Here is a 22,157-nt window from a genome sequence, read left to right on the forward strand (position 1 = left end):
GCTCGGCCGTTTTTGCGTTTTGGATACAGACATCGTATTCGACTTTTCTGCCCCGCTTAGCTATCCTTTTCAATTACTTGACCGGTATTTGATTCGTAAATGAAAAGCCAATTAAAAGAGGTCTCGCCGACAGAGCGAGAGATAAATCTGACGATCGACGCGGCGTCCTTGAAAGATGCTTACGGCAAGATAAGCCAGCGATTTGTTAAGGGAGCCAATATTCCCGGATTCCGCAAGGGCTATGCTCCGCTCGACGTTGTTCGCCTTCGCTACAAGGAAGAGATCAAGCAGGAAGTGCTTCAGCTTCTCGTTCCGGAACAGGTTTCCGCCGCAATACTTGAGCACGGGCTTCAGCCGCTCTCCGAACCGCAGCTACACATCGATGATGTCGAGAATGTGAAGGTCAACGGCTCGCAGGATGTTGAATTGCACGTTCACGTCGAAGTGATGCCGGAGATTCCGCAGCCCGACTACAAAGGCCTCGAGCTCACCCGCCGCATCAAACCGGTTGATGATTCTGAGATCGAAGACCTGATCGCCCGCCGCGTCAATGAAGAAGCGGCCCTTGTGCCGATCGAAGGACGAGCTTCGCAGGATGGCGACACGGTCATTGTCGATCTGGAAGGAACATTTGCAGACGATCCGGCTGGCGAGCCCATCACCGCTGAGGACCTCGAGGTCAAGCTCGGTGATGAGTTGATCGAGAAGTCATTTTCGGAGAATCTGGTCGGTGTAAAGGAAGACGACGAGAAGGAATTTACCGTCAGCTATCCGGACGATTTCTCTTCGCCCGCACTTTCCGGGAAGACGGTTCATTACAAGGCGAAGATCAAGTCTGTCGGGATCATGGAAACTCCGGAGCTCAACGACGAATGGGCGGTCGCACTTGATGAGGGCTACGAGTCGCTTGCAGATCTTCGGACAAAGCTTCGTGCTGATCTCGAAAAGCTTGCCGAGACAGACGCCGACGCTCGGCTTCGCAACAACGCGATCGCAAAGCTCATTGAGGAGAATGAATTTCAGGTTCCGAACTCGCTCATCGAGAGCCAGGCCCGCAACCTGCTGAATAACTTCGCCCAGGACCTTCAGCAACGCGGCGTTGACCTGAATAAGGTCGAGCCCAACTTTGTCGAGATGGCCTATTCGCAGATGAGGCTCCAGGCCGAGCGAGACGTTCGGGGAGCGATCTTGCTCGAAAAGGTCGGCGACACCGAGGGCGTTAAGGTCGAAACTGCCGAGGTCGATGAGGAGGTCGGGAAGATGGCTGAGTATTATCGTCAGGAACCGGCCGAGATGCGGAAGATGTTTGAGGCTCAAGGCGGGCTCGCAAACATCGAGAACAACCTCCGCACCCGCAAAGCGATCGAGGCTCTCGTAGCCGCAGCAAAGGTGACCGACGGGCCGTGGGTCGATGAGAATCAGCCTGAAGCCGAGGCTGCCGAGGCTGTTGAGAAGCCGAAGAAGGCCGCGAAGGCGAAAGCCCCGGCAAAGGCTAAGAAGTCGACGAAGAAAGCGGCAGGTGATGAATAGGCTCCTTGGCCGCCCGCTTTATTGTTTGCATTTTTAGGAGAAATGTGTAGAATCGGCAATCGGCTGATATCCAACACTTTACCTCCGCATTCTTAAGGCTAAGCTTTAAGGAATTTCCGAACAGAGGTTTTACGAATATGGCTTTGGTCCCAATGGTGGTCGAACAGACGTCTCGCGGCGAGCGTGCCTTCGACATCTTCTCGCGTCTCTTAAAAGACAGCATTATCTTCATCGGTACGCCGATCGACGACCAGATCGCGAACCTGATCGTCGCCCAGCTGCTCTTTCTCGAGGCGGACGACCCGGAACGCGACATCAATCTCTATATCAACTCGCCGGGCGGTTCAATAACGGCCGGAATGGCGATCTACGACACGATGCAGTTCATCAAGAACGATGTGACGACGATCTGCGTCGGGCAGGCAGCATCGATGGGAGCTCTCTTGCTAACGGCCGGAGCGAAAGGAAAACGCTTTGCCCTGCCTCACTCGCGGGTTCTTATCCATCAGCCTTCGGGCGGTGCTTCGGGCCAGGCGTCAGACGTCCGCATCATGGCCGAAGAAATTCTGCGTATGCGTGAGATGACCTCGCGGATCATCGCAAACCACAGCGGCCAGAGCTTTGACCAGGTCGAGCTCGACGTCGAACGCGACCGCATTCTTTCACCGGTCCAGGCAAAGGCCTACGGCCTGATCGACGAAGTGATCGAGCACCGGGAGAAGTAGAGGGAAGTCTAGGAAGTCGAGGATGTCTAGAAAGTCTTGGAGGTCTGGAAGCTAACGGATATTGCTTGAATTAAAAGGGACGTAACTCGAAGAGGACATCTTTTTCTTTCAGAAACTTTAGCGCCGACGGCTTCCAAAACTTACCGGACTTCCTTGACTGACCGGACTGACCAGACTAACGATATGGCTAATTTCCGACGACCAGAAGAATTGTTGTGCTGCTCGTTTTGCGGGAAGACGCAGAATGACGTTAAGAAGCTGATTGCCGGCCCGGGTGTCTACGTCTGCAATGAGTGCATTGATATCTGCAACGAGATCATCAATGACGACGACAAGGTCGATGGACAGCTATCTCGCACGCACCTTCCAAAGCCCTCGGAGATCAAAAAATTCCTCGATGAATACGTCATCGGCCAGGATGGAGCAAAGAAGCGGCTCGCAGTCGCCGTTTATCAGCATTACAAACGGCTTGAGCTCGCCAAGCGGCGTTCGGACATCGAGATCCAGAAGTCGAACATCCTCCTAATCGGCCCGACCGGCACCGGCAAGACGCTACTTGCCCAAACGCTCGCACGCCAGCTCAGCGTTCCTTTCTGCATCGTTGACGCGACCAGCCTGACCGAGGCCGGCTACGTCGGTGAGGATGTCGAGACGATATTGCTTCGGCTTCTGCAGGCCGCCGGCAACGACGTCGAGCTTGCCCAGCAGGGCATCATCTACATCGATGAGATCGACAAGATCTGCCGCAAGGACGACAACCCCTCGATCACCCGCGATGTCTCCGGCGAAGGCGTGCAACAGGCATTGCTCAAGATCCTTGAAGGCACGGTCGCCAATATCCCGACCGGCGGCGGCCGCAAGCACCCGCAGCAGGAATTCACACAACTTGATACGACCAATATCCTCTTCATGTGCGGCGGAGCGTTCATCGGGCTTGAAAAGGTGGTCGAGAAGCGGCTCCGCAACAAATCGCTCGGCTTTCAGGCTGACGTCAAATCAAGCAAGGAACGCCGCAACGAGGCATTCGGCAAGCTTGAGCCCGAGGACCTTATCCACTACGGCCTTATCCCCGAGTTCGTCGGCCGCCTGCCGGTCGTCGGCGTGCTTGCCGAGCTCGATGAGGCCGCACTCATCCGCATTCTCACCGAGCCGAAGAACGCCCTTGTCCGCCAGTATCAGCGGAAGTTCGAGTTCGACAATATCTCGCTCAAATTCACCGCGGGAGCTCTAAAGGCTGTTGCCCACGAGGCCCACAAACGCAAGGTCGGTGCCCGCGGCCTGATGATGATAATGGAAGAGATACTGCTCGAATCAATGTACGAGCTGCCCTCTGACACAAAGATCAAGGAGCTCCTCATCACCCGCGAAATGATCGAGAAAAAGACCCCCGTCTTCGACGTAGTCGCCCCAATAGAACAAGCCGCTTGATCGTGGTTCTTACCTGCATTCGTTTTCCATAACGCGCCTCTGTGCACGTTTAACCATCAACTATCCAAGGAGAATGCACATGCTAGAAAAGGCAAGACCGACCATTTTAATCTTCACTTTCGTACTTGCTCTGGTAACGCTCGGAACAGCTCAATCGGGCGAGAAAGAAGTTCACATCGGCTTAAAGGGCGGATTCAGCCTTCCGAACCTGGTCGGCGGCGATGATCAAGAGATAACGCGTGACTATAAGTCACGGTTCGCACCAAATTTTGGTGCATATGTCGAATTTGGCACGGCACGGAACCTTTCGATCCAAACCGGGATCGACTACGCACCGCAGGGCGGCAAGCGAGACGGTATTCAGCCGATCACGGCTCCGATCCCACTGCTTCCTCCGCTCCCGGCTGGGCAATTTTACTACGCAGACTTTAAGAACACAGCGAAACTCGAGTACCTTGAGTTTCCGGTGCTCGTAAAATACACCGGGCGGCGAGAGAGTTCCTTGCAGCCGTATGTCAATGCTGGGCCTTACGTTGGTGTGCTTCTAAAGGCAACTCAGGTAACGAGAGGTTCAAGCACGATCTATTCCGACCGAAATGGAACACCCATCCTAATTCCGCCGATAAATCAGCCGCTACCTCCGATCTCGTTCGATGCGGAAACCGATGTGACCGATAACTTGAATCGGGTCAACTTTGGTCTCACTGGCGGGGGCGGGCTGAAGTTTCCGGTTAAAGGGAATTACTGGTTCCTTGATGTTCGGGCTTCATACGGCCTTACGACCCTTCAGAAAGATACCGCCAACGACGGAAAAAGCCGGACCGGAAATCTCGTCATCTCGGTTGGATATGCTTTCAAGGTCAAGGGGCAATGACTTGTACAAGTCAATGTAGTTAACGAATCTGTGCGTTCGGTCGAGCGGGAAGGCAGATGAATTGGAATCGGATCCCAATAAAGGCGAGTGTTCCCAGTTACCCTTTGAGCGAGCTTACCGCCCGCAGGGGACGCCGTGCCCGTGCACCAGACGCATGCAGTAAAAGAAAAAAGGGTGTCGCAGAAAACTGCGAAACCCTGAAACGAAATTAACTGGTGCACCCGGCATGATTCGAACATGCGACCCCTTGATTCGTAGTCAAGTACTCTATCCAGCTGAGCTACGGGTGCCCGAAGCGAACTATTAGATTACGAAGAGCGGCCGAGGCTGTCAAGTAAACCCCGTCGGGCTAGCGGGCGAAGTAGCCTTGCCGTGTGCGTGAGATCAGGCCGGGTTCGTTTACCTCGACGCGTATCTCACGCCACTTGCCGTCGCGGGCGAGGTTGGTCGGTGCGTATTCGATGGTGTAGAGCGTGCGGAGATCGGCGGCGACCTCGGCATAGAGCCGGCCCATTTCCTCGAGCCGCTGAATAGTATTGAGCGTCCCGCCGGTGCGGTCGGCGATATATTTCAGCCGCGAGCGGGCGACGCGAAACATCTCCACCTGTCGCGGTGTCGGGTCGGCAAGCCGTGCCGGATCGCCGGTCGGCAATGCCAGCGGGTAAATGGTCACACCTTGCTTGTCCGCCCGGTCGAGTATCTCGTTGAGCTTGCTGTTGTCCTCGGTCTTGAGAAAACTCGGGATCTTGTCGTCCGTAAGGCCCGCGAGCATCTGACGGTCGCGGTCTTGGGCGTCGGTGTCGATACCGTCGGACAAAACGACGATCGCCTTTCGCCGCGTGTTCTCACGTTCAAGCCGCTGAAGTGCGAATTCAACCGCCTTATAAAGATCGGTTTGGCCTTGGCCATTGGCGAGCTGGATCGAGGTTGCTGCACGCCGCTTGTCGGTCGTGAAATCATTTAGCATTCGCACCTTGTCGTAAAACTCGACCACGGCAATGCGGTCGTCCGGAGCTAGTGCGTCAAGAAAACGCGAGGCCGAGAGCTTGATGTTCTGGCGAAACGACTTGGTCGAGCCGCTCATGTCGAGCAAAACGACAACGCTAAATGGAGCGGTCGTTGTCTCAAAGCGGGCAATGTCCTGCTTTTCGCCGTCCTCAAAGACTGAAAAATTCGTGCGGTTGAGCAGCGTGATCGGCCGGCCGCGACCGTCGACAACTCCGATATTAAGCCGCACCAAGGCGGCATCAACGCGAATCGGGTCGTCGTCCTGGGCAATAACGGCCGGGGCCGCATAGGCAAGCAGGGCAAGGAATGTAATAAGGCACAAAAGGGAACGCTGCATATGCTCGGTCAAATGATAACAATCAGACGCCGCCAGCGGAAGTTTCGTTGTATCTGAACAATGCGTTCCGCTCTTAACTTATTGACCCATTTGGCTTATACTTCTGGCAATCCGGGTTACGGGCCTGGCGAGAAAGCAAATGCTCTATCGGCCAAAATTCTGCTGCAGCTGCGGTGAGCGGATCGAACGGGTGGAGTGGGGATTGCTCACCAGCCGCCGGTTCTGCGATTTTTGTGCAACGGAGAACATGGGCTTTGAGTGGGCGAATAAAGGAACGCTCGCCCTTGGTTTGGTTCTCGGCCTTTTCGGCTTCGTGAGCTTTCTCGGCGGCTCCGGAAAGGGAACTCCGGCCCGGATGGAGGCTCCGGCCGCGGTGGTCAATGAGAAGCGTTTCCTAAAGCCGTTGCCTGCCGAAGCAAAGCAGGCCGAGCCGGCGAGGCCGCTCTCGCAAGTTCCGGAACCGGTTCAGCCATCGCAGGCTTTAATTGCTCCGGCCGAGCCGGTAAGGCCCGCTCCGGCTGTAGCAAAGTTTTTCTGCGGTTACCCGACAAAAAAGGGAACGCCTTGCTCTCGAAAGGTGAAAGTGAAAGGTGCCAGGTGCTACCAACACGACGGGCTCGAGCTTCCCGAGTGATTTTTGTTGCACCCTTTTGCCTCAATTTTGAATCACTTATAACTGGCCCTGATGTTATAAGTATGCCAGGCGTGAGAATTCTTGTTGATGTTTAACCATATTTGTAAGAGAATGTCTGGGATTAGGCCTCAAACATTGTGTCACCCATTCTTCAGTTCATCAGCCTAAAAACGAAATGAAACCACTTGCACAAAATACGATGATCCAGGGCCGCTACCTGATCGTCCAGCTCATCGGCAAAGGCGGGATGGGTGAGGTATATCTCGCCGTGGATCAGCGTCTCGGGAGTGCCGTCGCTCTTAAGCGGACATTTTATGCCGGCGATGAAGCTCTCGGACAGGCTTTTGAACGCGAGGCTCGTACTCTTGCCCGCCTGCGGCACCCGGTCTTGCCGAAGGTCAGCGACCATTTCGGCGAGGGTGATCAGCAGTATTTGGTGATGGAGCATATCTCGGGCGACGACCTGGCAAAGCGGCTCGAGGTTGCACAGAAGGCGTTCCCGATCAACTGGGTGATGTTCTGGGCCGATCAGCTTCTCGACGCTCTCTCGTACCTCCATTCGCATGAGCCGCCGATCATTCACCGCGACATCAAGCCGCAGAACCTTAAACTTACTGACGAAAATCACATTATCCTGCTCGATTTCGGCCTCTCGAAAAGCTCGACTGGAAACACGCTGATCCGTGAAGATGGGACGGGTACGTCCTCCGGAAGTTCTGGAAGCGTTGTCGGCTATACGCCTCATTACGCTCCGATGGAGCAGATCCGCGGGATAGGGACGAACGAGCGAAGTGATCTTTATGCTCTTGCGGCGACGCTCTATCAGTTGATGACAAACGTCGTCCCGGCGGATGCTCTAACCCGTGCCGACCGAATGCTTGCCGGTATCGAAGATCCGGTCGAACCGCTGTACATGGTGAACACGGAGATCTCGAAGGATGTCTCAGATTCCATCGCAAAGGCGATGGACCTCTCGCAGGATAAACGCTACGCGACCGCCCGCGAGATGCAAAAGGCCTTGCGGAAGGCCTATGCGGCGATGCAAGCCGCAACGTCTGAGAAGACCGTCGCATTCACTGCTGAAGAGTCGGCGAAGATCACCGAACAAAGCACGGCCGAACCGCAGGTCCCGGCTACGACCTCGTTCGACAAGACCGAGGTAATGGACTTTTCAAACGCTGCCGGGCTCGCAGGAGCAGGTGCGATCGCCGGCTCGATAGCTGCGAATGAACCGGACCCTGAACCGGTCGATATGGATGCGACCGTTGCGTTTAATTCTGACGCAGGCGGGTCGGAAGTGAAGCAATCCGACCTCAAGACAGAAGTATTCATTGGGGGGGCCGGCCTTGGCGATTACGGAACGCCGGCAGAGACGCCTCCAGAGCAACTTGTACCCGAGGAAGCGGCCCCGAGTGATTACTCGACGCCGTACGACGGGTCTTCAGAGCAGCCATACGACGCAACCGTTGCCAATTTTAATGCCGGCGGGTACGGTTCGGACAGCGGGCCTTCGCAGCCGGATGAATTTTATACCACGCCGGGATTCACGCCGGAGTCTGAGAGCGGAACAGACTTTCAGAACGAGGCTCGTTCTGACGATGAGGCCCCGTTTGAAGAACCAGCCGTAGCGGCCGCGGCGGCGGGCTCGTCGCAGCCTGCACCAGCAGCAAAAAAGAAGGGCTCGGGCGGCAAGATCCTAGCGATCTTTGCGGGCCTGTTCGCGATTTTTATTCTGGCTCTCGCGGGAGTCGGCGGTGGTTGGTATTACTACACGAACTATTATGCCGGCGGGCAGACGGACCCGGAGCCGACGCCGCTTCCGACATTTGAGGCAACGCCGTCGCCGGAACCGACCCTTGACGTAACGTTCGACTCGAATGTGAACAGCAATTCGAATTCGAATGCGAACGTGAACGCCGCGACCCCGACCCCGACCCCGACACCGGTCGTTGAGACAACCCCCGGAACTCGGGGGCAGCCAACGCCGCAGCGGACCCGAACACCCGCAGGTACGCGTACACCACAGCGGCCAACGCCTCAGAGGCCGACGCCGACACCGCGGCGAACAGGACCCGGAATTTTGCAGTAATTTGCCATGGAGACCGAAATGAGAAAGCTCGTCAATGTTTTTGGAATTGTGATGTTCGCCGTGCTCTTTGGCACAGTGTTATTTTCAGCTGAGGCAGCCGGGCAGAATCGCCGCGATGTGCAGCGGGCGAACCGGCTTGTTACGGAAGGCAATCAGTTGTTCAATCAGCGGAATTATAGTGCAGCACTCGAAAAGTATGCCGAAGCGATCGTGCTTGTTCCGCGTAATGCCGGTGCCTATTTCTGGAAGGGAATGTCCCATCACAATTTGGACCAGGGCGAAATGGCTCTTGCGGAGTTCGACAAAGCGTTGACTTACGGCTACCAGCGACCGGTCGATATTTATCGGGTCCGCTGGAGGATACATTTTGCCCGCAAAGACTATGCGGCCGCACTCAGCGATGTCACAAATGGTTCCTCGATCGACCCGAACAATTTCGAATTCGTATTGGCCCGCGGCGATCTGAATTTTGTCCAGAAAAAATACAACGATGCCATTCCGGCATACCTTGCCGCGATAGAGAAGCAGCCGACGAATGGAGCGATTCAGCTTAATCTTGCGTGGTCCTATTACTACACCGGCAATACGAACGCGCAGTACAATTACGCGAAACAGGCATTAAGTCGCGGCGTGCAGAACCCGGCCGATGCCCATTTGCTGATAGCAGATGCGTCCTATAAGCTGCGACGATACTCGGAAGCGACGGAATCGTACAAACAAGCTTTAAGGGCCAATCCGGACAATTACGAGATCTATCGGCGGCTGGCGGATCTTCATCGCATACAGAATCAATACGAAGAGGCGATCACCGTTTCCCGACAGGCCCTGACGCGTCTATCAAGCACCGGACAGGCTACGCGTGAACTTCAGGGGCAGATATTCACTGATCTGAGCTGGTACTACAGCCTCAATGAGCAGCACACCGAGGCTTCGGAAGCCGCAAAGGCCGGAACCACATTTCTTCCGAACGAGTATATGGCCTACACAAATCTTTGCCGGGCCTATAACGACCTGAACAAGCCAGAAATGGCGATCCGCGAATGTAATAACGCTCTAAAGTTCCGCCCCGGCGATGGCGAGACGCATTTCTATCTCGGATACTCGAACAGCCTCCTCGGCCGAACGGCTGAAGCGCAGCGTAATTATAAACTCGCGGTTGCTGGCCTTGAGCAATTTACCCGAGAGAACCTTACCTATTCGGACGGTTTTTATCTGCTTGGGAATGCCTATTTTGCCGATGGCCAGACCGACAAGGCGATCACAGCATACAAGAAGTCCATCGAACTTAGCCCCGGGTTTCCGCGGGCACTCTATAATCTCGGTTTTGTTCTCGTGCAAAAGCGGGACAAAGCAGGAGCAATGGAACAATACGAGAACCTGAAGGGTCTCGATTCAAAAAGGGCAGATCAGCTAAAGAAGGAGATCGATAAGCTCTGATATTTTGTAATTTCGATCGACCTAGGAATCTCTGGGTCAGTTGCGATCGATTGGCGTTCTCCTTTAAACACTCGGCGGTCTCTGCGTTCAGATCAATTGAACGCAGAGGCCGCGAAGTATATGCGCGGAGCTAGCCGATTGCCAGCTCGCTAGTTGAATCCAAAACTCGGAAGAATGTCTCGCGGATTTCCGAAGAGAAAGAACGCCAGGTTCGGGCTTTCGTGAGATCGGTCGTAACCAACGAGTTCAGCATAGGCCTTTCCTTTCACAGATTCACCCGCTGCCGTTCCGCGGACCCGGCAAGACCCTTCCCAATAAACTATCATCGTCGTCCCGCGGGTATCGAGTTCCTGGTCGCGGAACATCGGAGCGACGCGTAAGTCAAGTTTGAGCTTCGGCACCTTTATCGCCCATCCGCTCGGATATGTCGCATTAGTGTTCGGGCTCGTCCAGTGCTCGGTTGGTACGATGGTGAAGTCCTCGTTGCGGAACTTGGTCACATTTCCGTGCTCGTCAACATAGGTGCCGCTCGAATATGGCGAGGTTTCGTTCTCGCTGTTCCTGAGGTGATAGCACATCAGCTCGCAGCCACTATCGAGCTGTATCGAGAACCAATCCCAGCCCTTTTGGTTCTCGGTCGGGAGCCATGTGCCAAACTCGCGGTCCATCCATCCCGAGCCTCGGAAGTGCTCGGTCTTGCCGCCGAGCGTAATATCGCCCTCCATTTCCATACGAGTGTAGGCAAAGTAGCGCGAAGCTTCGCCGGCATCCTTAAAAGAAACGCCGTTCTCGCCGTTGAGAACGACCGGCTTCGTGGGTTTGAGCGAGGCTTCGAAGATCGTGCCGTCTTTCAATGTTGCTCGAAGGATGTGAACGCCGCCCGATTCCCGCACCGACCAATCGCCAAGCCGCAGGTAATAGTGCGATTCGCTCGCTGCGGCCGGTTCATCCAAAACGCCGTTCGAACTCTTCTTGTGATCGTAACGAAACGATTGGCTCTCAACGTCCGAGATCGCAAAATGAGCGAAATAGAACGGATTGCCAATCAGCCGCACCGGAACTATCGAAAACTTGTCGAGGTCCGTCCGGCGTTTGAAAAAGACCAGTTCAAAGCCGAATTCGCGGCCCGAGTCGGTCTCGGCATGGCCGGTGTAGTACCACCATTCGGTCTGCACGTCGGAATGCGCCGCGAGGTCGCGGGGAAGCTCGACCGGGTCGTGCTCCGTGCCATCGCGAAGCGTGCTCGCCCGGCCGGAGACCTGCTCGGCGAGAGATTCAAAAATGCCTTCGACCGCTCGCAGCGGTTCGGCTGTCACCTGTTCAAAAAGGTTGCGGATATCCATAAGTTTGGTTTTCGGGTTGCCAACCCCATCAGATTCAAAAAAACAAAGCCGCGGTTGTTCATTTCCGCGGCTGCGATGGCGTCTGAATTTGTCGGAGCGATCTAGTTTACTGGCGAGGTTTGTCTCATATCGACATCTACGGTCTGAAGCTTCAGCACGACCCTTACGCTCTGGCCGCGGCGGTCCATGCTGGCGGGGACGAACGGTGCAAAATCTGGATCGGATTGCAAAGCTTTTTCAAGGTCACGAATTGCCTGGTCGTCGTTGAGCGGCTCTACGACCTCGGCGATCCGGGCGAGCCCGTTGCCGAAGACGTCCGCAACCACAACAACCTCTTCATCCTTCATTTCGCCCCGAAGCAACGACCGCGTCAATGCGACCAATGCCCCCTGCGGATTAACACTTGGCGACTCGGCCGAGACAGAATACCGGGTGCTGGCGTATTGGAAGGGTGTAAGTTCAACCGAAAGCGGGTCGCTTCCTGTCAGGTAGATCGGCCGTTCAGCAGGCTGCTGCGGCGTTCGGTTCGCGGCCACGTTCAACCCCTCGGCCGGCGACATTAGCAGCCAAAGTAGCGTGATACCCATGACGAACGATGCGAATGAGCCGATCGTCGAAGGAAACAGCCAACGGTCGAACCAGTTTCCGGTACTTTCGATCAACCTGAAGCCGGGCGCCGCTGTCGGAGATATCGGAAGGCTCTCGGCCACCGCCGCACGGATCATTCCGATCCGCTCGGCTGATAGCTGCGGCCGGCTAAGCGAAGCGATCTCGCTCTTTAGATCTTTCAGGTCGGCAAGCCGCTGACGGCAAACAGGGCAGCCATCCAGATGCATTTCTATCTCTGCGGCGTCACCGGAGCGAAGCTCGCCGTCAAAATACAACGGCAGAGTGAGTTCGATCTCTTTGCAACGCATTGACCTGTTCTCTCCGCTCATACTTCCCTTATTTAAATCGTTCGAACGGATCATCGGCTGGCACCACTCGGCTGCCGGAATCAGAGAAAATGCACTTCCTCGAATCCTGCAGGTCCCTTCGTCTTTTATCGCCACATCGATTTGCTGGTCAATGTCTGTAAAGATCAAGGCGACTCGTCACGAAAAGCACTGCAGCTAACCGGAGCAGAGCGTTTTCTGACCTCTCGTTTGGCACCGATACGTCGATTTTAGGCTGCTCGAGCAGGTGCCAGCGGATGATCCTATTCGATTGTCAATAACCTTTGAGCTTTCTTCTAAGCTCTTCACGGCCGCGGGCGATCCGCGATTTTACCGTGCCCATTGAGATGCCGAGCACCTCGGCTATCTCGTCGTAACTCAAACCCTCGATGTCGCAGAGCACTACGGCTTCGCGAAAGATCTCGGGCAGTTCATTCAGTGCCCGGCGGAGCGAAAGCTGCCTTTCGCGCCAGATTGCCTCGTCCTCGGGCGAACGCGAACCCGCGTCGAGAGTATCGCCGATCGTTTGCTCCGAAGGACCGATGGGCGAATCGATCGAGATCGTCTTCGTCTTTCCCCGCCGGAACCACCACCGCTTTCTATTGCGGGCGTGGTTGATCGCGATGCGATAGAGCCATGTTTTCAAGCCTGAGTCGCCGCGGAAGCCCGCGACCGACTTTGCGGCACTCATGAACGTCTCTTGCGTAAGGTCGGCGGCTTCTTCGGCGTCTTCGGTCATGCGATAAAGCGTCGCGAAGATATCGCTCGAAAAGCGGTCGATCAAAGTGTCAAAAGCTTCCTGCCGCCCCGCCTTCAGCCCTTCAAGCAATTCTATTTCCTGTCGCGAGATGGCCGAGTCGAGTCCCGCTGCCGAAGCTGCTTCGTTCAGCGTGTCCTCATCGTAAACGATCGATCTGCTAAGGGCCATTTCGTCTGTCTGACTCGAAACCGCCGGGCTTTTTCAAAGGTGCCGTGGGGAACCATATCCCCTGTAACTATGTTTAGACACCACTTTCTGAAAAATGTTCCCGTGTTTCGTAACTTTTTTTCTTCGGGAATGTTCCGCGAGCCTGTTATTTGCTCTTCCGTCCCATATAAGCTACATTTACTCTTTTGGAAACTTCCCGAATTTCCTTATTATATAACGATTTGGATAAGAGAAATTGCACTTTTTGTAATGGCGAGAAAGAAACGAAGAATTGAACAGGCCGTTCCCGTAGCGGCGAATGAGCCGGCTGAGAAGCCGCGTTATCAGGATCCGTTCCAGTCGGCCGTAAGCCACCGGATAGAAGAGGCCGGTAAAGTGTTCGAAGGCAAGGGCCGAACAATCCTTTATGGCATCGGGGCCCTAGCAGTGCTCGGGATCATTATTGCTGTCTTTGTTCAGTGGAACAATCGGTCGCAGGCCGCAGCCCAGACCGCACTCGGCAAGGGGATCGAGATAATGCAGGCACAGGTGACGGACGTTCCGCCGCTTGCCGGTTCGACCGAGAAGACCTACAAGACACAGCGCGAGAGAGCCGAGGCAGCGATCGCCGAATTCGAATCGGTTGCACGCGAGCATGGCGGTGCGGCTGCTGAGAAGGCAAAGTATTTCGCGGCCGTTAATCGTCTTTATGTCGATCGTGAAATGGCGCTCAGCGAGCTTGAAGCGATGGCAGCCGGCAGCGGCGAGGTTGCAACTCTCGCGACGTTTGCTTCGGCGCAGGCACGATTCGATGCAGGACAGTTTGATCTGGCGGCCGCTCATTACCGAAAGCTCAGCACCGGAGACGGAACGATCATCCCGCTTGATACCATTAAGCTCGAACTCGGCAATACGCTCGAGAAGCAAGGAAACAAGGAAGAGGCGGTCAATATTTTCTTTGAGATCGCAAAAACCGCCAGCGAAGCGAAAGATAAAGAAGGCAAGTCGATACCGCTAAGCTCGGCCGCACTTGAGGCAAAGGACAGGCTGAAGGAACTCGCACCTGAGAAGGCGAAAGAGATCCCCGAACCGGATCCGGCAGCCGCCGGAATGCCGTTCGGTTTTTAAGAATCCTCAAACAATTTTACGGCCCGGGCAGAGAGAATACTTGACGCCCGGGCCATTCTGCATTTACATCTAAAGGTAGTGATAGAAGAATCGACCGAACAAACCAAGAACGACCACATTGCCGCTAGGGTAAGCGTTCGTGTTTCGCCGGGGCCATATTTGACGGCGATATCGCTTCTGCTTCTCATCGCTCTATTTCTTCTTTACCTCGAGCTTTTTGCTGCGGCCGCGATCCTTGCGGTCGGGTCGGTCGTCACGGGCTTCATCTTTGCCGTGACCGACCGCGTCGTTTTTGACGGGAAGCGGATCCGGCGTACGGGCATACTTCCGCGGACCGGCTACCGTATGTTCGGCCTCCGCGATCGCTTGAAGCTGACGGACATCGAACAGGTAGATAGCCAGTCGGTGCGTGGCATTCGTCGCAGCGGTCGTTTTCCGTATCGCCACCGCACGACCTTTCGGGGCAAGGGCATTGCGATGACGGTCGTATCGGGAGGCGAGCGTTACAGGAAGTTCGTGCGTGAGGTGCTCGGTAGGCTGGACCCGAACGTCCTCGATGCCAGATCGCTCGAACTCCGCGAATACCTCTCAGACCCTGCGACGATCGATCGGCTGATCGAGCAGTTCCGCATTCCATCGGCCGACGTGCTCGAGCCCTCGTTCAAGAAATGGAAGGCCGCACGCAACTCCGATGTTCTTCCGGGCGAAGGTTCTGGGCAGGAGTTTAGCCAAAAGGCACGCGAGCTCCGCGACCTCGGAAATCGGCTTCGATTTTCGGGCTCGCTGATCCAGGCGGCCGAGGCTTTTCGGCGTGCCCTGCGGCTCGACCCGCGTGACGGCTGGGTGCTGTTCGACCTCGGGCGATGCCTTCTTTCGGTTGCCGGCTACGAGCGAGACAGCAAGCTCCATCGGCGGGCGATTGCTCTTATGAGGCTCGCCGAGCGGCGGGCCGGCGAGGACGGCGAACTGCTTTCGCGTCTCGGCGAGGCTTACTTTCAAGTAGGCGATTGGAAGCGGGCAAATACGGCATTTAGGCGTGCGATCGAAGTCTTAGGCGACGGCTTTCGTGCCATCCGCGGGCTTGCGGAGATCGCACTTCGCGAAGGAAAAATTGCACACGTTATTCACAATTTTGGTGCAGCGAATCGTTCTGCTGAGAATGCCGCACTTCGCCGTTGGGCCGGGACCGAGGCAGATTATTTCTCGCGGCTTAATGCCGATGATGAATACATGGAACTCGAGGTCAGCCGCGTCAATCTGCTCGAAAGGCTTGAGCGAAATAGCCGCGTCGCCGTCCGAGCTTCGTTTGTCGGGCTACTTGTACTTTTCGGGGGGCTGGTTTTTGAACAGGTGATGGTCGCCAACTTCGGCTGGGCGATCATTTTCATCGCCGTTGGCTTGAGGCTTGTTCTCCTCATAGGCCGCAAGATGATGACCAACCGCATTCCGTTCGAACTCGTTGAGCGAGACCGTGAGGAATAAAAGTCTGCGATCATGAAAAAGCCCCGCGAATCTTTCGGATCCGCGGGGCTTTAGTATGTTCGGCTTGAGTCTAATTTCCGGCGTTTTTGACCCGTGTTTTCTTCTCTGCGGATGCTTTCGGTGTGCTTGACGCCTTCGCTTTGGCCTTCGCCGGCGATTTTGCGGCCCTAGTTGTTACTTTTTTTTTAGTCTGGCTTGCCGGGTTTAGCATTGCCGACCAGCGGTATTCCGGTGCGTCCCATCCTTCTTTGAGCTTCTTTAGGATGAACTCGGTCATATTCTCTACGATCCAGTTATGGTTGTACTCGCCGACCGAAGCGAGTTCGGCGTCCGGTGCCGGGTTCATAAAGTCGATCGCGTACGGGATGCCATCCTTGATCGCGAACTCGACCGTGTTGAGGTCATAGCCGAGAGCCTTGCAGATCGTGATCACGTCCTGCTCGACCCGCTTGTGCAGTTCCGGCGTCAGGTAGTTTTCGATGTTGACGTACTGCATCCCGCTCAAGTAAGGCTTCGAGGGGTCGTACGGCATGATCAGCACCTTTTCTTGCCCGACGCAATAGCAGCGGACGAAGTGATCGTATTCGATGCCTTCCTGAAGCGTCATGCAGAGCGTGCCCGACTGGTTATACTCCGACCAAAGTTCCTCGAGCGAGTTGACCTTCGAAACGTTCTTCCAGCCGCCACCGTCGAAGGGTTTGAGGAAAGCCGGAAAGCCGACGTAATCGACAATGCCTTCCCAATCGATCGGGAACTCAAGGTTACGCAGCGATTCGCTGGTGATGTCTTTGATGTAAGCGTGCTGCGGAAGCAGTACGGTCTTCGGGATCGCGATGCCGATCTTTGCTGCGAGCGAATAGTTAAAGAACTTGTCATCCGCCGACCACCAGAAGGGATTGTTGATTACGTAGGTGCCCTCAAGGGCCATTCGCTTGAGAACTGCCCGATAATAGGGCACCTCGTGCGAAATGCGATCGATGACCACGTCGTAACGCTTCTCTTCTTCGTGGCGAATGCCGCCGACCTTTACCATTTCGGCAACGACCTCGCCGCCGCCTTTTTCATTTATGCTGTTAATTATAGATTCGGGAAACGTGACCTCACGCCCGACCAATATCCCAACTCGTTTCATATCTTGATAATATTCCTTATTGAAATTGCTGCCGGGGCGGAAGGCTCCGACAAAGTAAAACCTAGATTGTAAGCGATTGCCCCCCGCCGGGCAAGACAAACAAAAGCCTTGCGCAACCGGCCGGTAAGACGCTATTATTCAATTACGGGCATCTGCGGCCCCGACTAGTCGTTCCCAAACTCTCGAACTAGTTTTACCCTTTATCGATCATGGACACTAATCAAACTCTTCCAGTGGAGCAGTCTGCTCGCGCTACGCCCGTTACACAGCCCATTCAATCTGCGAAGGATATTTTTCACAACATCCTTCGCCGGATGCTTGCGGCCGGCGATAAGGTCAGCGACCTCATATTTTCGCCCGGAAGACCGCCGCAAGTTGAGCTAAGCGGCGACCTTGAACCGGTGCCGATCCCGGGCTACGAAATGCTCAAACCGCAGCATATCAAGGCATTCGTCGATGTGATGCTCGAGGGAAACCGGCAGGGAAATGAATCGCTCGATGCAAAGGGCTCGGCGGATATCTCTTACAGCGTGCCGGGCCTCTGCCGTTTCCGTGTAAACATCTTCAATCAACGCGGTACGCATGCGGTAGTGATGCGTGTTATCCCGACTCGGCCGCCGAATTGGCAAGAACTCGATCTTCCGATAGCCGTTCGAAACGTTGCCACGATCAAGAATGGCCTTGTGCTTGTAACAGGGCCGACCGGTTCGGGTAAATCGACGACGCTGGCTGCGATCATTGACCTGATAAACAACACCAAGAAATACCACATTGTCACCATCGAGGATCCTATCGAGTTTATCCATGACCATCGCCTAAGCACGATACATCAACGTGAGCTCCACTCGGATACACCCGACTTTGCACTCGCTCTTCGGGCGGCTCTTCGGCAGGCCCCGAAAGTAATCCTTGTGGGTGAGATGCGCGACCGCGAGACGATCGAGGTAGCTATGGAAGCTGCCGAAACAGGCCACCTCGTGCTCTCAACGCTCCATACTATTGACGCCGCGAAGACCATCGACCGCATCATCGGCGTTTTTCCGAAAAACGAAGAAGCCGCGATCCGTACGAGGCTTTCGCAATCGTTTCGGCGGATCGTCTCGCAGCGATTGATGCCAAAGGTCGGAGGGGGCCGCATCGCGGCGATCGAGATCCTCGTCTCCAATTCACGAACCCGCGAATATATTGAGCGAGGCGAAAAAGAGGGCCGTTCGATCACGGACGCGATGAAGGATGGCGAACTCGACGGCATGCAAACATTTGACCAGGAGCTCGAAAAGTTGATACGCAAGGGGCTGATCACACGCGATACCGGAATGGCTTACGCATCAAATGCGACGAACCTCGGGCTCGCGATCGCCGACCTCGACGGCACACCGACCTCGTTCGAGGAACAACCAGCCGCAAACGGATACTCAGCTCCCCGGCATGAAACATCGGTCGAGGCCGAGATAATGTTCGAGGGATTTGAACGATAAATTGTGAAAGCCGCCGATTTGGCGGCTTTTCACTTGTTAATATCTATTGGGTCTAGCGGTTGCCTTCGGGCAGGAGTTCGTAGTTGCCCATTTCGCGGTTGTAGGCGTCGAGTTGGCCGACGGAGTCTGCCGTTGCGTCGAGCATTTGCTTGGTCATTGCGATGGAATCAGACAGTTGCTCGAAGTCGAGTAGCGAGAATTTCTCCGGCGTTGACATCGTTACGATCTCGTCATTGAGGTAACTGAAAAAGTTCTCGATCGACTGCAACTGGCCCTCGACAAGTTTAACGCTCCGCTCGATCTCATCGAACGATGCGATACGCCGTTTCAGTATTTCGACGTTCGTCTGCTGGATCCGCTTGGTCTTTTCGTCGGTCGATGACTCGGCGGCACGATATGCCTGCGAGAGTTGATTGTGAACTGCCTGCCGATTGATCGATTTCAGGTGTTGCTTTCGCCGGCGGTAAACATCGAGCAGATCGACAAAATCTTCCCAACGCTGGTCGAGTGCGATGAGATTGCCGGGCAGCCTTCCGGCACCGGTGAATTTGCGGTAGTTGTCCTGGATCTTTTCCTTAAGCCAACGAAGATATTCGACCGCTTCGCGTTCGCGGGGTGTGAATGATTTGATCAGCTTCTCGCGGTTCGACTTCGCCAATTGAAAAAGCCGATCCTTTTCGCGCTTCTGTACGATCTGCCTGTACCACGGCAAGTTAGGCATGACCATTATATAGACCACCTCGACGATCAGGGCTACAAGAAGCGGTATAACGCTTCCGGTATAAGCAGCGGCAACGGCAAAGCCCGCGAGCCCCCAAAAGTTCGCCGGTTCTTTGATAGCTTCCTTAGCGTAGCTTGTTTGGAATTTTTCCAGACTCTGCTGGTACTTAGCCAGATCTGCCATATAAAACTAGATGCCGCCGAGGTCCGATTCGTTCGAACAAATTGTAACGATCAGGACTTTGCTTCGTTCGCTTCGGTCTCGATAACCTGTTCCAGGATCTCTTCCTCAGTAGCGGGAGCTCCCGAGCCGGCTCCGATCTGCTTGCCCGCATCATTGGACGAACCGGCACCGAGCAGGCCCATCTGCTGCTTATAGGAAAGAAGCTTGTCCTGGAGCTGAATGTCCATTGCCTCGCGCTCGATGTCCGCCATTTGCGAATCGACCGACGAGGAACCGAGTTGGAGCTTTGCTTCCGCAGCGGCAACGCGACGCTCGATCTTTTCTCGCATTTCGTTGAAGGTCGAAGCATCGTCGCCGATGTTGAAGCCTTCCATCGTTTGGGCGAGCTGTTCCTGAAGCTTGGCCTGCTTTGCCGCGGAAATGAGCTGCATCGCCTCTGCGCTCTTTTTCTTCATGTTCAGGACGTAATTGTCCCGAGCCTTGAGCGCATTGGCCGAAGCGGACTGTGCGAGTTCAAGCTGTGCACTTGTTCTTTCAAGGTCGATCTGCGCTTGCTGGAGTTGGCCGATGTAAGCGGTAGCGATGTCGTCGCGGCCCATCTTGACCGAGGCTTTGATCTTCGAATCGAGATCGACCACCTGAGTTTCGAGGTTCTCTCTATTCTTTTGGAGCAAGCGCTCGGTCGCCATTACCTGAGCCACCGAATTATTCAGTTCCGGCACACGGTCGCGCATATCGCGGATGGTCTGCTGGAGCACGAGTTCCGGGTTCTCGATCTTATCGAGAGCCGCACCGGTACCTGCCCTGAAAATCCGCGTTATCCTTTGCCACAATCCCATTTTTTTCTGGTTCTCCTCTAAATTCTAACAACGAGCAACCCGCCGGCCAACATCTGTACGTCGCCGTACGGTTCGAAGTTCAAAAATCGGATTAAGTATAACAGGAATTGCGATTTAGTTAATAGTAGCGTCCGCTGGGGTGCAAAAGTTTCACCGATTTCACAGAGACGGAGCCTAACGGTATGATGTTCGGCAGCACAAGGAGGCACGATGAACGATGAACTGAAGCGAGCGGTACGGGAACTGGATGACGATCTGGTCAGAAACAATCGGCGAAATGAGGAGCTTTTTGCGAAGCTGTCGGAACTTCAGGTTTCGCTTGGGCTTCTGCACGATGACCGGCCGATATGCCCATTTCTGCGGCCGTTTTTCCTCTCTCGCGATCTGTATTCGGAGATCTCAAAGGCCGCCCGCGTCGTGAGCGGGGCGTTTGCCCAAGTTGCTCTCGCTGCGTTAGAAGATCCAAAGATCGCCAAAATGCTCGGCGTGACCGAAAAAGAGATGGTTTGGGCGAAGCTCGACCCGGGCTACAGCGGCGTCACCGTTAACAGCCGTTTGGACACATATATTTATGGCAACGAGTTCAAATTCCTCGAATACAATGCCGAGAACCCGGCGGGCATCGGTGACCAGCAGTCGCTAAAGACGCTTTTTGCTGAGGTTCCGGAGGTCAAACATTTCCTCGCCGCAAACAAACATTATTTCCCTCAGCCGCATCAGACGCTTTTGGAATCGCTCGTTTCCGCCTATCGCGAGTACGGCGGCACGGAAGAGAAGCCGCAGATCGCGATAGTCGATTGGGACGGCGTTTCGACCGCGGCCGAGTTTGAGATTCTCGCCCGGCACTTTGAGGCGTGCGGCCACCGAACGCTGATCTGCGACCCGGAAAATCTTGAATACGATGGGAAGGTTCTCAGCTACGGCGATTTTCGTATCGATATTTTTTTCAAACGGGTGATCATACACGAGTTTCTCGAGCGTTTCGACGAATCGCACCCGCTCTATAAGGCTTGCCGCGACGGCAATGTCTGCATGGCGAATGCGTTCCGGGCGAAGCTTGCACATAAAAAGGCCGGATACGCCATCGTCACCGACGAGCGATACAGCCATCTTCTCACCAGCGAGCAGATCGAAATGGCAACAAAGCATCTGCCCTGGACGCGAAGGGTCACCGACGAACGAACCAAGTACGAGGGGAAAGAGGTCGAGCTTCTGGAATCTCTTCGCCGCGAACGCGAACGGTTCGTGCTCAAGCCAAGCGATGACTACGGCGGCGAAGGTGTAAAGCTCGGTTGGGAATCGAGCGAAAGCGAGTGGGAGGCCGCGCTTGAGGATGCGATTGATAATGACTTCGTCGTGCAGGAAAAGGCACCGGTCGATAAGATCCGGATCGCTTCATATGCGGATGGCGAAGCCTTTCACCAGGACCTTTTGGTCGATTTTGATCCGTTCCTTTTCCGCGGCAGTGTCGAGGGCGGAATGGTTCGGCTTTCCGCGGATTCGATCGTTAATATCACACAGGGCGGCGGCGAGACCGGCCTTGTTATTCTTGGGTAACCGCCACACCTTTGGCGATCATTTTTGAAACCGACGTCTCTCGAATTTAAGTCGGTGGTGCAAGTATTTACCGTTCGGTCCGTTCCAAGACCAGGCAATGCTCGTTTGCCCGCGTTCAAGTCGCGGTCAAATGAGCAGGCTAAAATATAACGAACGGGAAGTTAACGTAATGAGAAAATTCACTGCTTTGGTGCTGTTATTTACGATCTATACGGGTGCAGTCGCTCCCTTTGCCGTTTCCGGACAGATCGTTGGAAGGACAATGGAGATCAAGCTAAAAGACGTTCCTTCGGGACTTACATTTCGGCTGAGCGAAGGCTCCGAGGGTGCCGAGACGCGCGAGGTCCAGCAACCCGCGACCGCGGAGCAGCTAACCGACGACGCCTCCGG

The 22,157-nt window shown here is 55.1% G+C and carries 18 protein-coding genes and 1 tRNA gene; 11 read left to right on the top strand and 8 right to left on the bottom strand.

The genetic code is table 11. From position 1 onward, the window contains the following. Window positions 1-99 precede the first annotated feature (99 nt). The 4 genes from tig (at window position 100) to IPM21_15565 (ending at window position 4,557) form a co-directional block, all read left to right on the top strand. A complete protein-coding gene (tig, locus tag IPM21_15550; protein ID MBK9165289.1) occupies window positions 100-1,530 on the top strand; it encodes a trigger factor in 1,431 nt (476 codons plus the stop codon). A 137-nt stretch (window positions 1,531-1,667) separates the two neighbouring features. Continuing rightward, window positions 1,668-2,255, top strand: coding sequence for an ATP-dependent Clp endopeptidase proteolytic subunit ClpP (clpP, locus tag IPM21_15555; protein MBK9165290.1), 588 nt, complete (start codon window positions 1,668-1,670; stop codon window positions 2,253-2,255). 183 nt (window positions 2,256-2,438) lie between these two features. Continuing rightward, on the top strand, window positions 2,439-3,683 hold the full coding sequence (gene clpX, locus IPM21_15560) for an ATP-dependent Clp protease ATP-binding subunit ClpX (GenBank protein MBK9165291.1): 1,245 nt from the start codon (window positions 2,439-2,441) through the stop codon (window positions 3,681-3,683). Between the two features lie 79 nt (window positions 3,684-3,762). Then, a complete protein-coding gene (locus IPM21_15565) occupies window positions 3,763-4,557 on the top strand; it encodes a PorT family protein (GenBank protein MBK9165292.1) in 795 nt (264 codons plus the stop codon). A gap of 213 nt (window positions 4,558-4,770) precedes the next feature. Here IPM21_15565 and IPM21_15570 read toward each other — a convergent pair. Then, window positions 4,771-4,847 (bottom strand) — tRNA-Arg (locus tag IPM21_15570). A gap of 59 nt (window positions 4,848-4,906) precedes the next feature. Further along, on the bottom strand, window positions 4,907-5,902 hold the full coding sequence (locus IPM21_15575; protein MBK9165293.1) for a VWA domain-containing protein: 996 nt from the start codon (window positions 5,900-5,902) through the stop codon (window positions 4,907-4,909). Between the two features lie 139 nt (window positions 5,903-6,041). Between IPM21_15575 and IPM21_15580 the strand changes: the two genes are divergently transcribed. The 3 genes from IPM21_15580 to IPM21_15590 all read left to right on the top strand — a co-directional run bounded on the left by IPM21_15580 (window position 6,042) and on the right by IPM21_15590 (window position 10,062). Continuing rightward, entirely contained in the window at window positions 6,042-6,536 is a 495-nt protein-coding gene (locus IPM21_15580; protein ID MBK9165294.1) for a hypothetical protein, read from the top strand. Window positions 6,537-6,711: 175 nt separating this feature from the next. After that, window positions 6,712-8,625 (top strand): serine/threonine protein kinase, encoded by a 1,914-nt coding sequence (locus tag IPM21_15585; protein ID MBK9165295.1) that lies wholly within the window; start codon window positions 6,712-6,714, stop codon window positions 8,623-8,625. Between the two features lie 18 nt (window positions 8,626-8,643). Beyond that, window positions 8,644-10,062, top strand: a complete 1,419-nt coding sequence (locus IPM21_15590; GenBank protein MBK9165296.1) for a tetratricopeptide repeat protein — start codon at window positions 8,644-8,646, stop codon at window positions 10,060-10,062. 149 nt (window positions 10,063-10,211) lie between these two features. Here the strand turns inward: IPM21_15590 and IPM21_15595 are convergent, their stop codons facing one another. The 3 genes from IPM21_15595 to IPM21_15605 form a co-directional block, all read right to left on the bottom strand. After that, the gene (locus IPM21_15595; protein MBK9165297.1) at window positions 10,212-11,405 is read right to left on the bottom strand and encodes a carotenoid 1,2-hydratase; all 1,194 of its coding nucleotides are present in this window, start codon (window positions 11,403-11,405) and stop codon (window positions 10,212-10,214) included. 101 nt (window positions 11,406-11,506) lie between these two features. Further along, window positions 11,507-12,343: a zf-HC2 domain-containing protein gene (locus IPM21_15600; protein ID MBK9165298.1), complete on the bottom strand. Its 837-nt coding sequence runs from the start codon at window positions 12,341-12,343 to the stop codon at window positions 11,507-11,509. A gap of 271 nt (window positions 12,344-12,614) precedes the next feature. Next, window positions 12,615-13,268 carry a sigma-70 family RNA polymerase sigma factor gene (locus tag IPM21_15605; GenBank protein MBK9165299.1) on the bottom strand — a complete coding sequence of 218 codons (654 nt, stop codon included), beginning with the start codon at window positions 13,266-13,268 and terminating at the stop codon, window positions 12,615-12,617. Window positions 13,269-13,517: 249 nt separating this feature from the next. Here IPM21_15605 and IPM21_15610 point away from each other — a divergent pair, with 249 nt between their 5' ends. Then, window positions 13,518-14,375 carry a hypothetical protein gene (locus IPM21_15610; GenBank protein MBK9165300.1) on the top strand — a complete coding sequence of 286 codons (858 nt, stop codon included), beginning with the start codon at window positions 13,518-13,520 and terminating at the stop codon, window positions 14,373-14,375. A gap of 78 nt (window positions 14,376-14,453) precedes the next feature. Next, a complete protein-coding gene (locus IPM21_15615) occupies window positions 14,454-15,857 on the top strand; it encodes a tetratricopeptide repeat protein (GenBank protein MBK9165301.1) in 1,404 nt (467 codons plus the stop codon). A gap of 70 nt (window positions 15,858-15,927) precedes the next feature. Here the strand turns inward: IPM21_15615 and IPM21_15620 are convergent, their stop codons facing one another. Beyond that, on the bottom strand, window positions 15,928-16,989 hold the full coding sequence (locus tag IPM21_15620; protein MBK9165302.1) for a hypothetical protein: 1,062 nt from the start codon (window positions 16,987-16,989) through the stop codon (window positions 15,928-15,930). 209 nt (window positions 16,990-17,198) lie between these two features. Between IPM21_15620 and IPM21_15625 the strand changes: the two genes are divergently transcribed. Next, on the top strand, window positions 17,199-18,467 hold the full coding sequence (locus IPM21_15625) for a PilT/PilU family type 4a pilus ATPase (GenBank protein MBK9165303.1): 1,269 nt from the start codon (window positions 17,199-17,201) through the stop codon (window positions 18,465-18,467). A gap of 52 nt (window positions 18,468-18,519) precedes the next feature. On the opposite strand, the gene IPM21_15630 is transcribed toward IPM21_15625, so the two are convergent. Together IPM21_15630 and IPM21_15635 are read right to left on the bottom strand one after the other, a co-directional pair. Further along, on the bottom strand, window positions 18,520-19,371 hold the full coding sequence (locus IPM21_15630; protein ID MBK9165304.1) for a hypothetical protein: 852 nt from the start codon (window positions 19,369-19,371) through the stop codon (window positions 18,520-18,522). A 50-nt stretch (window positions 19,372-19,421) separates the two neighbouring features. Next, window positions 19,422-20,210 carry a PspA/IM30 family protein gene (locus IPM21_15635; protein MBK9165305.1) on the bottom strand — a complete coding sequence of 263 codons (789 nt, stop codon included), beginning with the start codon at window positions 20,208-20,210 and terminating at the stop codon, window positions 19,422-19,424. A 210-nt stretch (window positions 20,211-20,420) separates the two neighbouring features. Here IPM21_15635 and IPM21_15640 point away from each other — a divergent pair, with 210 nt between their 5' ends. Next, window positions 20,421-21,767, top strand: a complete 1,347-nt coding sequence (locus IPM21_15640) for a hypothetical protein (GenBank protein ID MBK9165306.1) — start codon at window positions 20,421-20,423, stop codon at window positions 21,765-21,767. Window positions 21,768-22,157 lie beyond the last annotated feature (390 nt).

Source organism: Acidobacteriota bacterium, from assembly GCA_016716435.1.
In the GTDB taxonomy this organism is placed as follows: Bacteria; Acidobacteriota; Blastocatellia; order Pyrinomonadales; family Pyrinomonadaceae; genus OLB17.

Bases quoted from the DNA above. Each gene is read 5' to 3' on its own strand.
- tig (MBK9165289.1), top strand. From the start codon at position 100: ATGAAAAGCCAATTAAAAGAGGTCTCGCCGACAGAGCGAGAGATAAAT.
- clpP (MBK9165290.1), top strand. From the start codon at position 1,668: ATGGCTTTGGTCCCAATGGTGGTCGAACAGACGTCTCGCGGCGAGCGT.
- clpX (MBK9165291.1), top strand. From the start codon at position 2,439: ATGGCTAATTTCCGACGACCAGAAGAATTGTTGTGCTGCTCGTTTTGC.
- IPM21_15565 (MBK9165292.1), top strand. From the start codon at position 3,763: ATGCTAGAAAAGGCAAGACCGACCATTTTAATCTTCACTTTCGTACTT.
- IPM21_15575 (MBK9165293.1), bottom strand. From the start codon at position 5,902: ATGCAGCGTTCCCTTTTGTGCCTTATTACATTCCTTGCCCTGCTTGCC.
- IPM21_15580 (MBK9165294.1), top strand. From the start codon at position 6,042: ATGCTCTATCGGCCAAAATTCTGCTGCAGCTGCGGTGAGCGGATCGAA.
- IPM21_15585 (MBK9165295.1), top strand. From the start codon at position 6,712: ATGAAACCACTTGCACAAAATACGATGATCCAGGGCCGCTACCTGATC.
- IPM21_15590 (MBK9165296.1), top strand. From the start codon at position 8,644: ATGAGAAAGCTCGTCAATGTTTTTGGAATTGTGATGTTCGCCGTGCTC.
- IPM21_15595 (MBK9165297.1), bottom strand. From the start codon at position 11,405: ATGGATATCCGCAACCTTTTTGAACAGGTGACAGCCGAACCGCTGCGA.
- IPM21_15600 (MBK9165298.1), bottom strand. From the start codon at position 12,343: ATGAGCGGAGAGAACAGGTCAATGCGTTGCAAAGAGATCGAACTCACT.
- IPM21_15605 (MBK9165299.1), bottom strand. From the start codon at position 13,268: ATGGCCCTTAGCAGATCGATCGTTTACGATGAGGACACGCTGAACGAA.
- IPM21_15610 (MBK9165300.1), top strand. From the start codon at position 13,518: ATGGCGAGAAAGAAACGAAGAATTGAACAGGCCGTTCCCGTAGCGGCG.
- IPM21_15620 (MBK9165302.1), bottom strand. From the start codon at position 16,989: ATGAAACGAGTTGGGATATTGGTCGGGCGTGAGGTCACGTTTCCCGAA.
- IPM21_15625 (MBK9165303.1), top strand. From the start codon at position 17,199: ATGGACACTAATCAAACTCTTCCAGTGGAGCAGTCTGCTCGCGCTACG.
- IPM21_15630 (MBK9165304.1), bottom strand. From the start codon at position 19,371: ATGGCAGATCTGGCTAAGTACCAGCAGAGTCTGGAAAAATTCCAAACA.
- IPM21_15635 (MBK9165305.1), bottom strand. From the start codon at position 20,210: ATGGGATTGTGGCAAAGGATAACGCGGATTTTCAGGGCAGGTACCGGT.
- IPM21_15640 (MBK9165306.1), top strand. From the start codon at position 20,421: ATGAACGATGAACTGAAGCGAGCGGTACGGGAACTGGATGACGATCTG.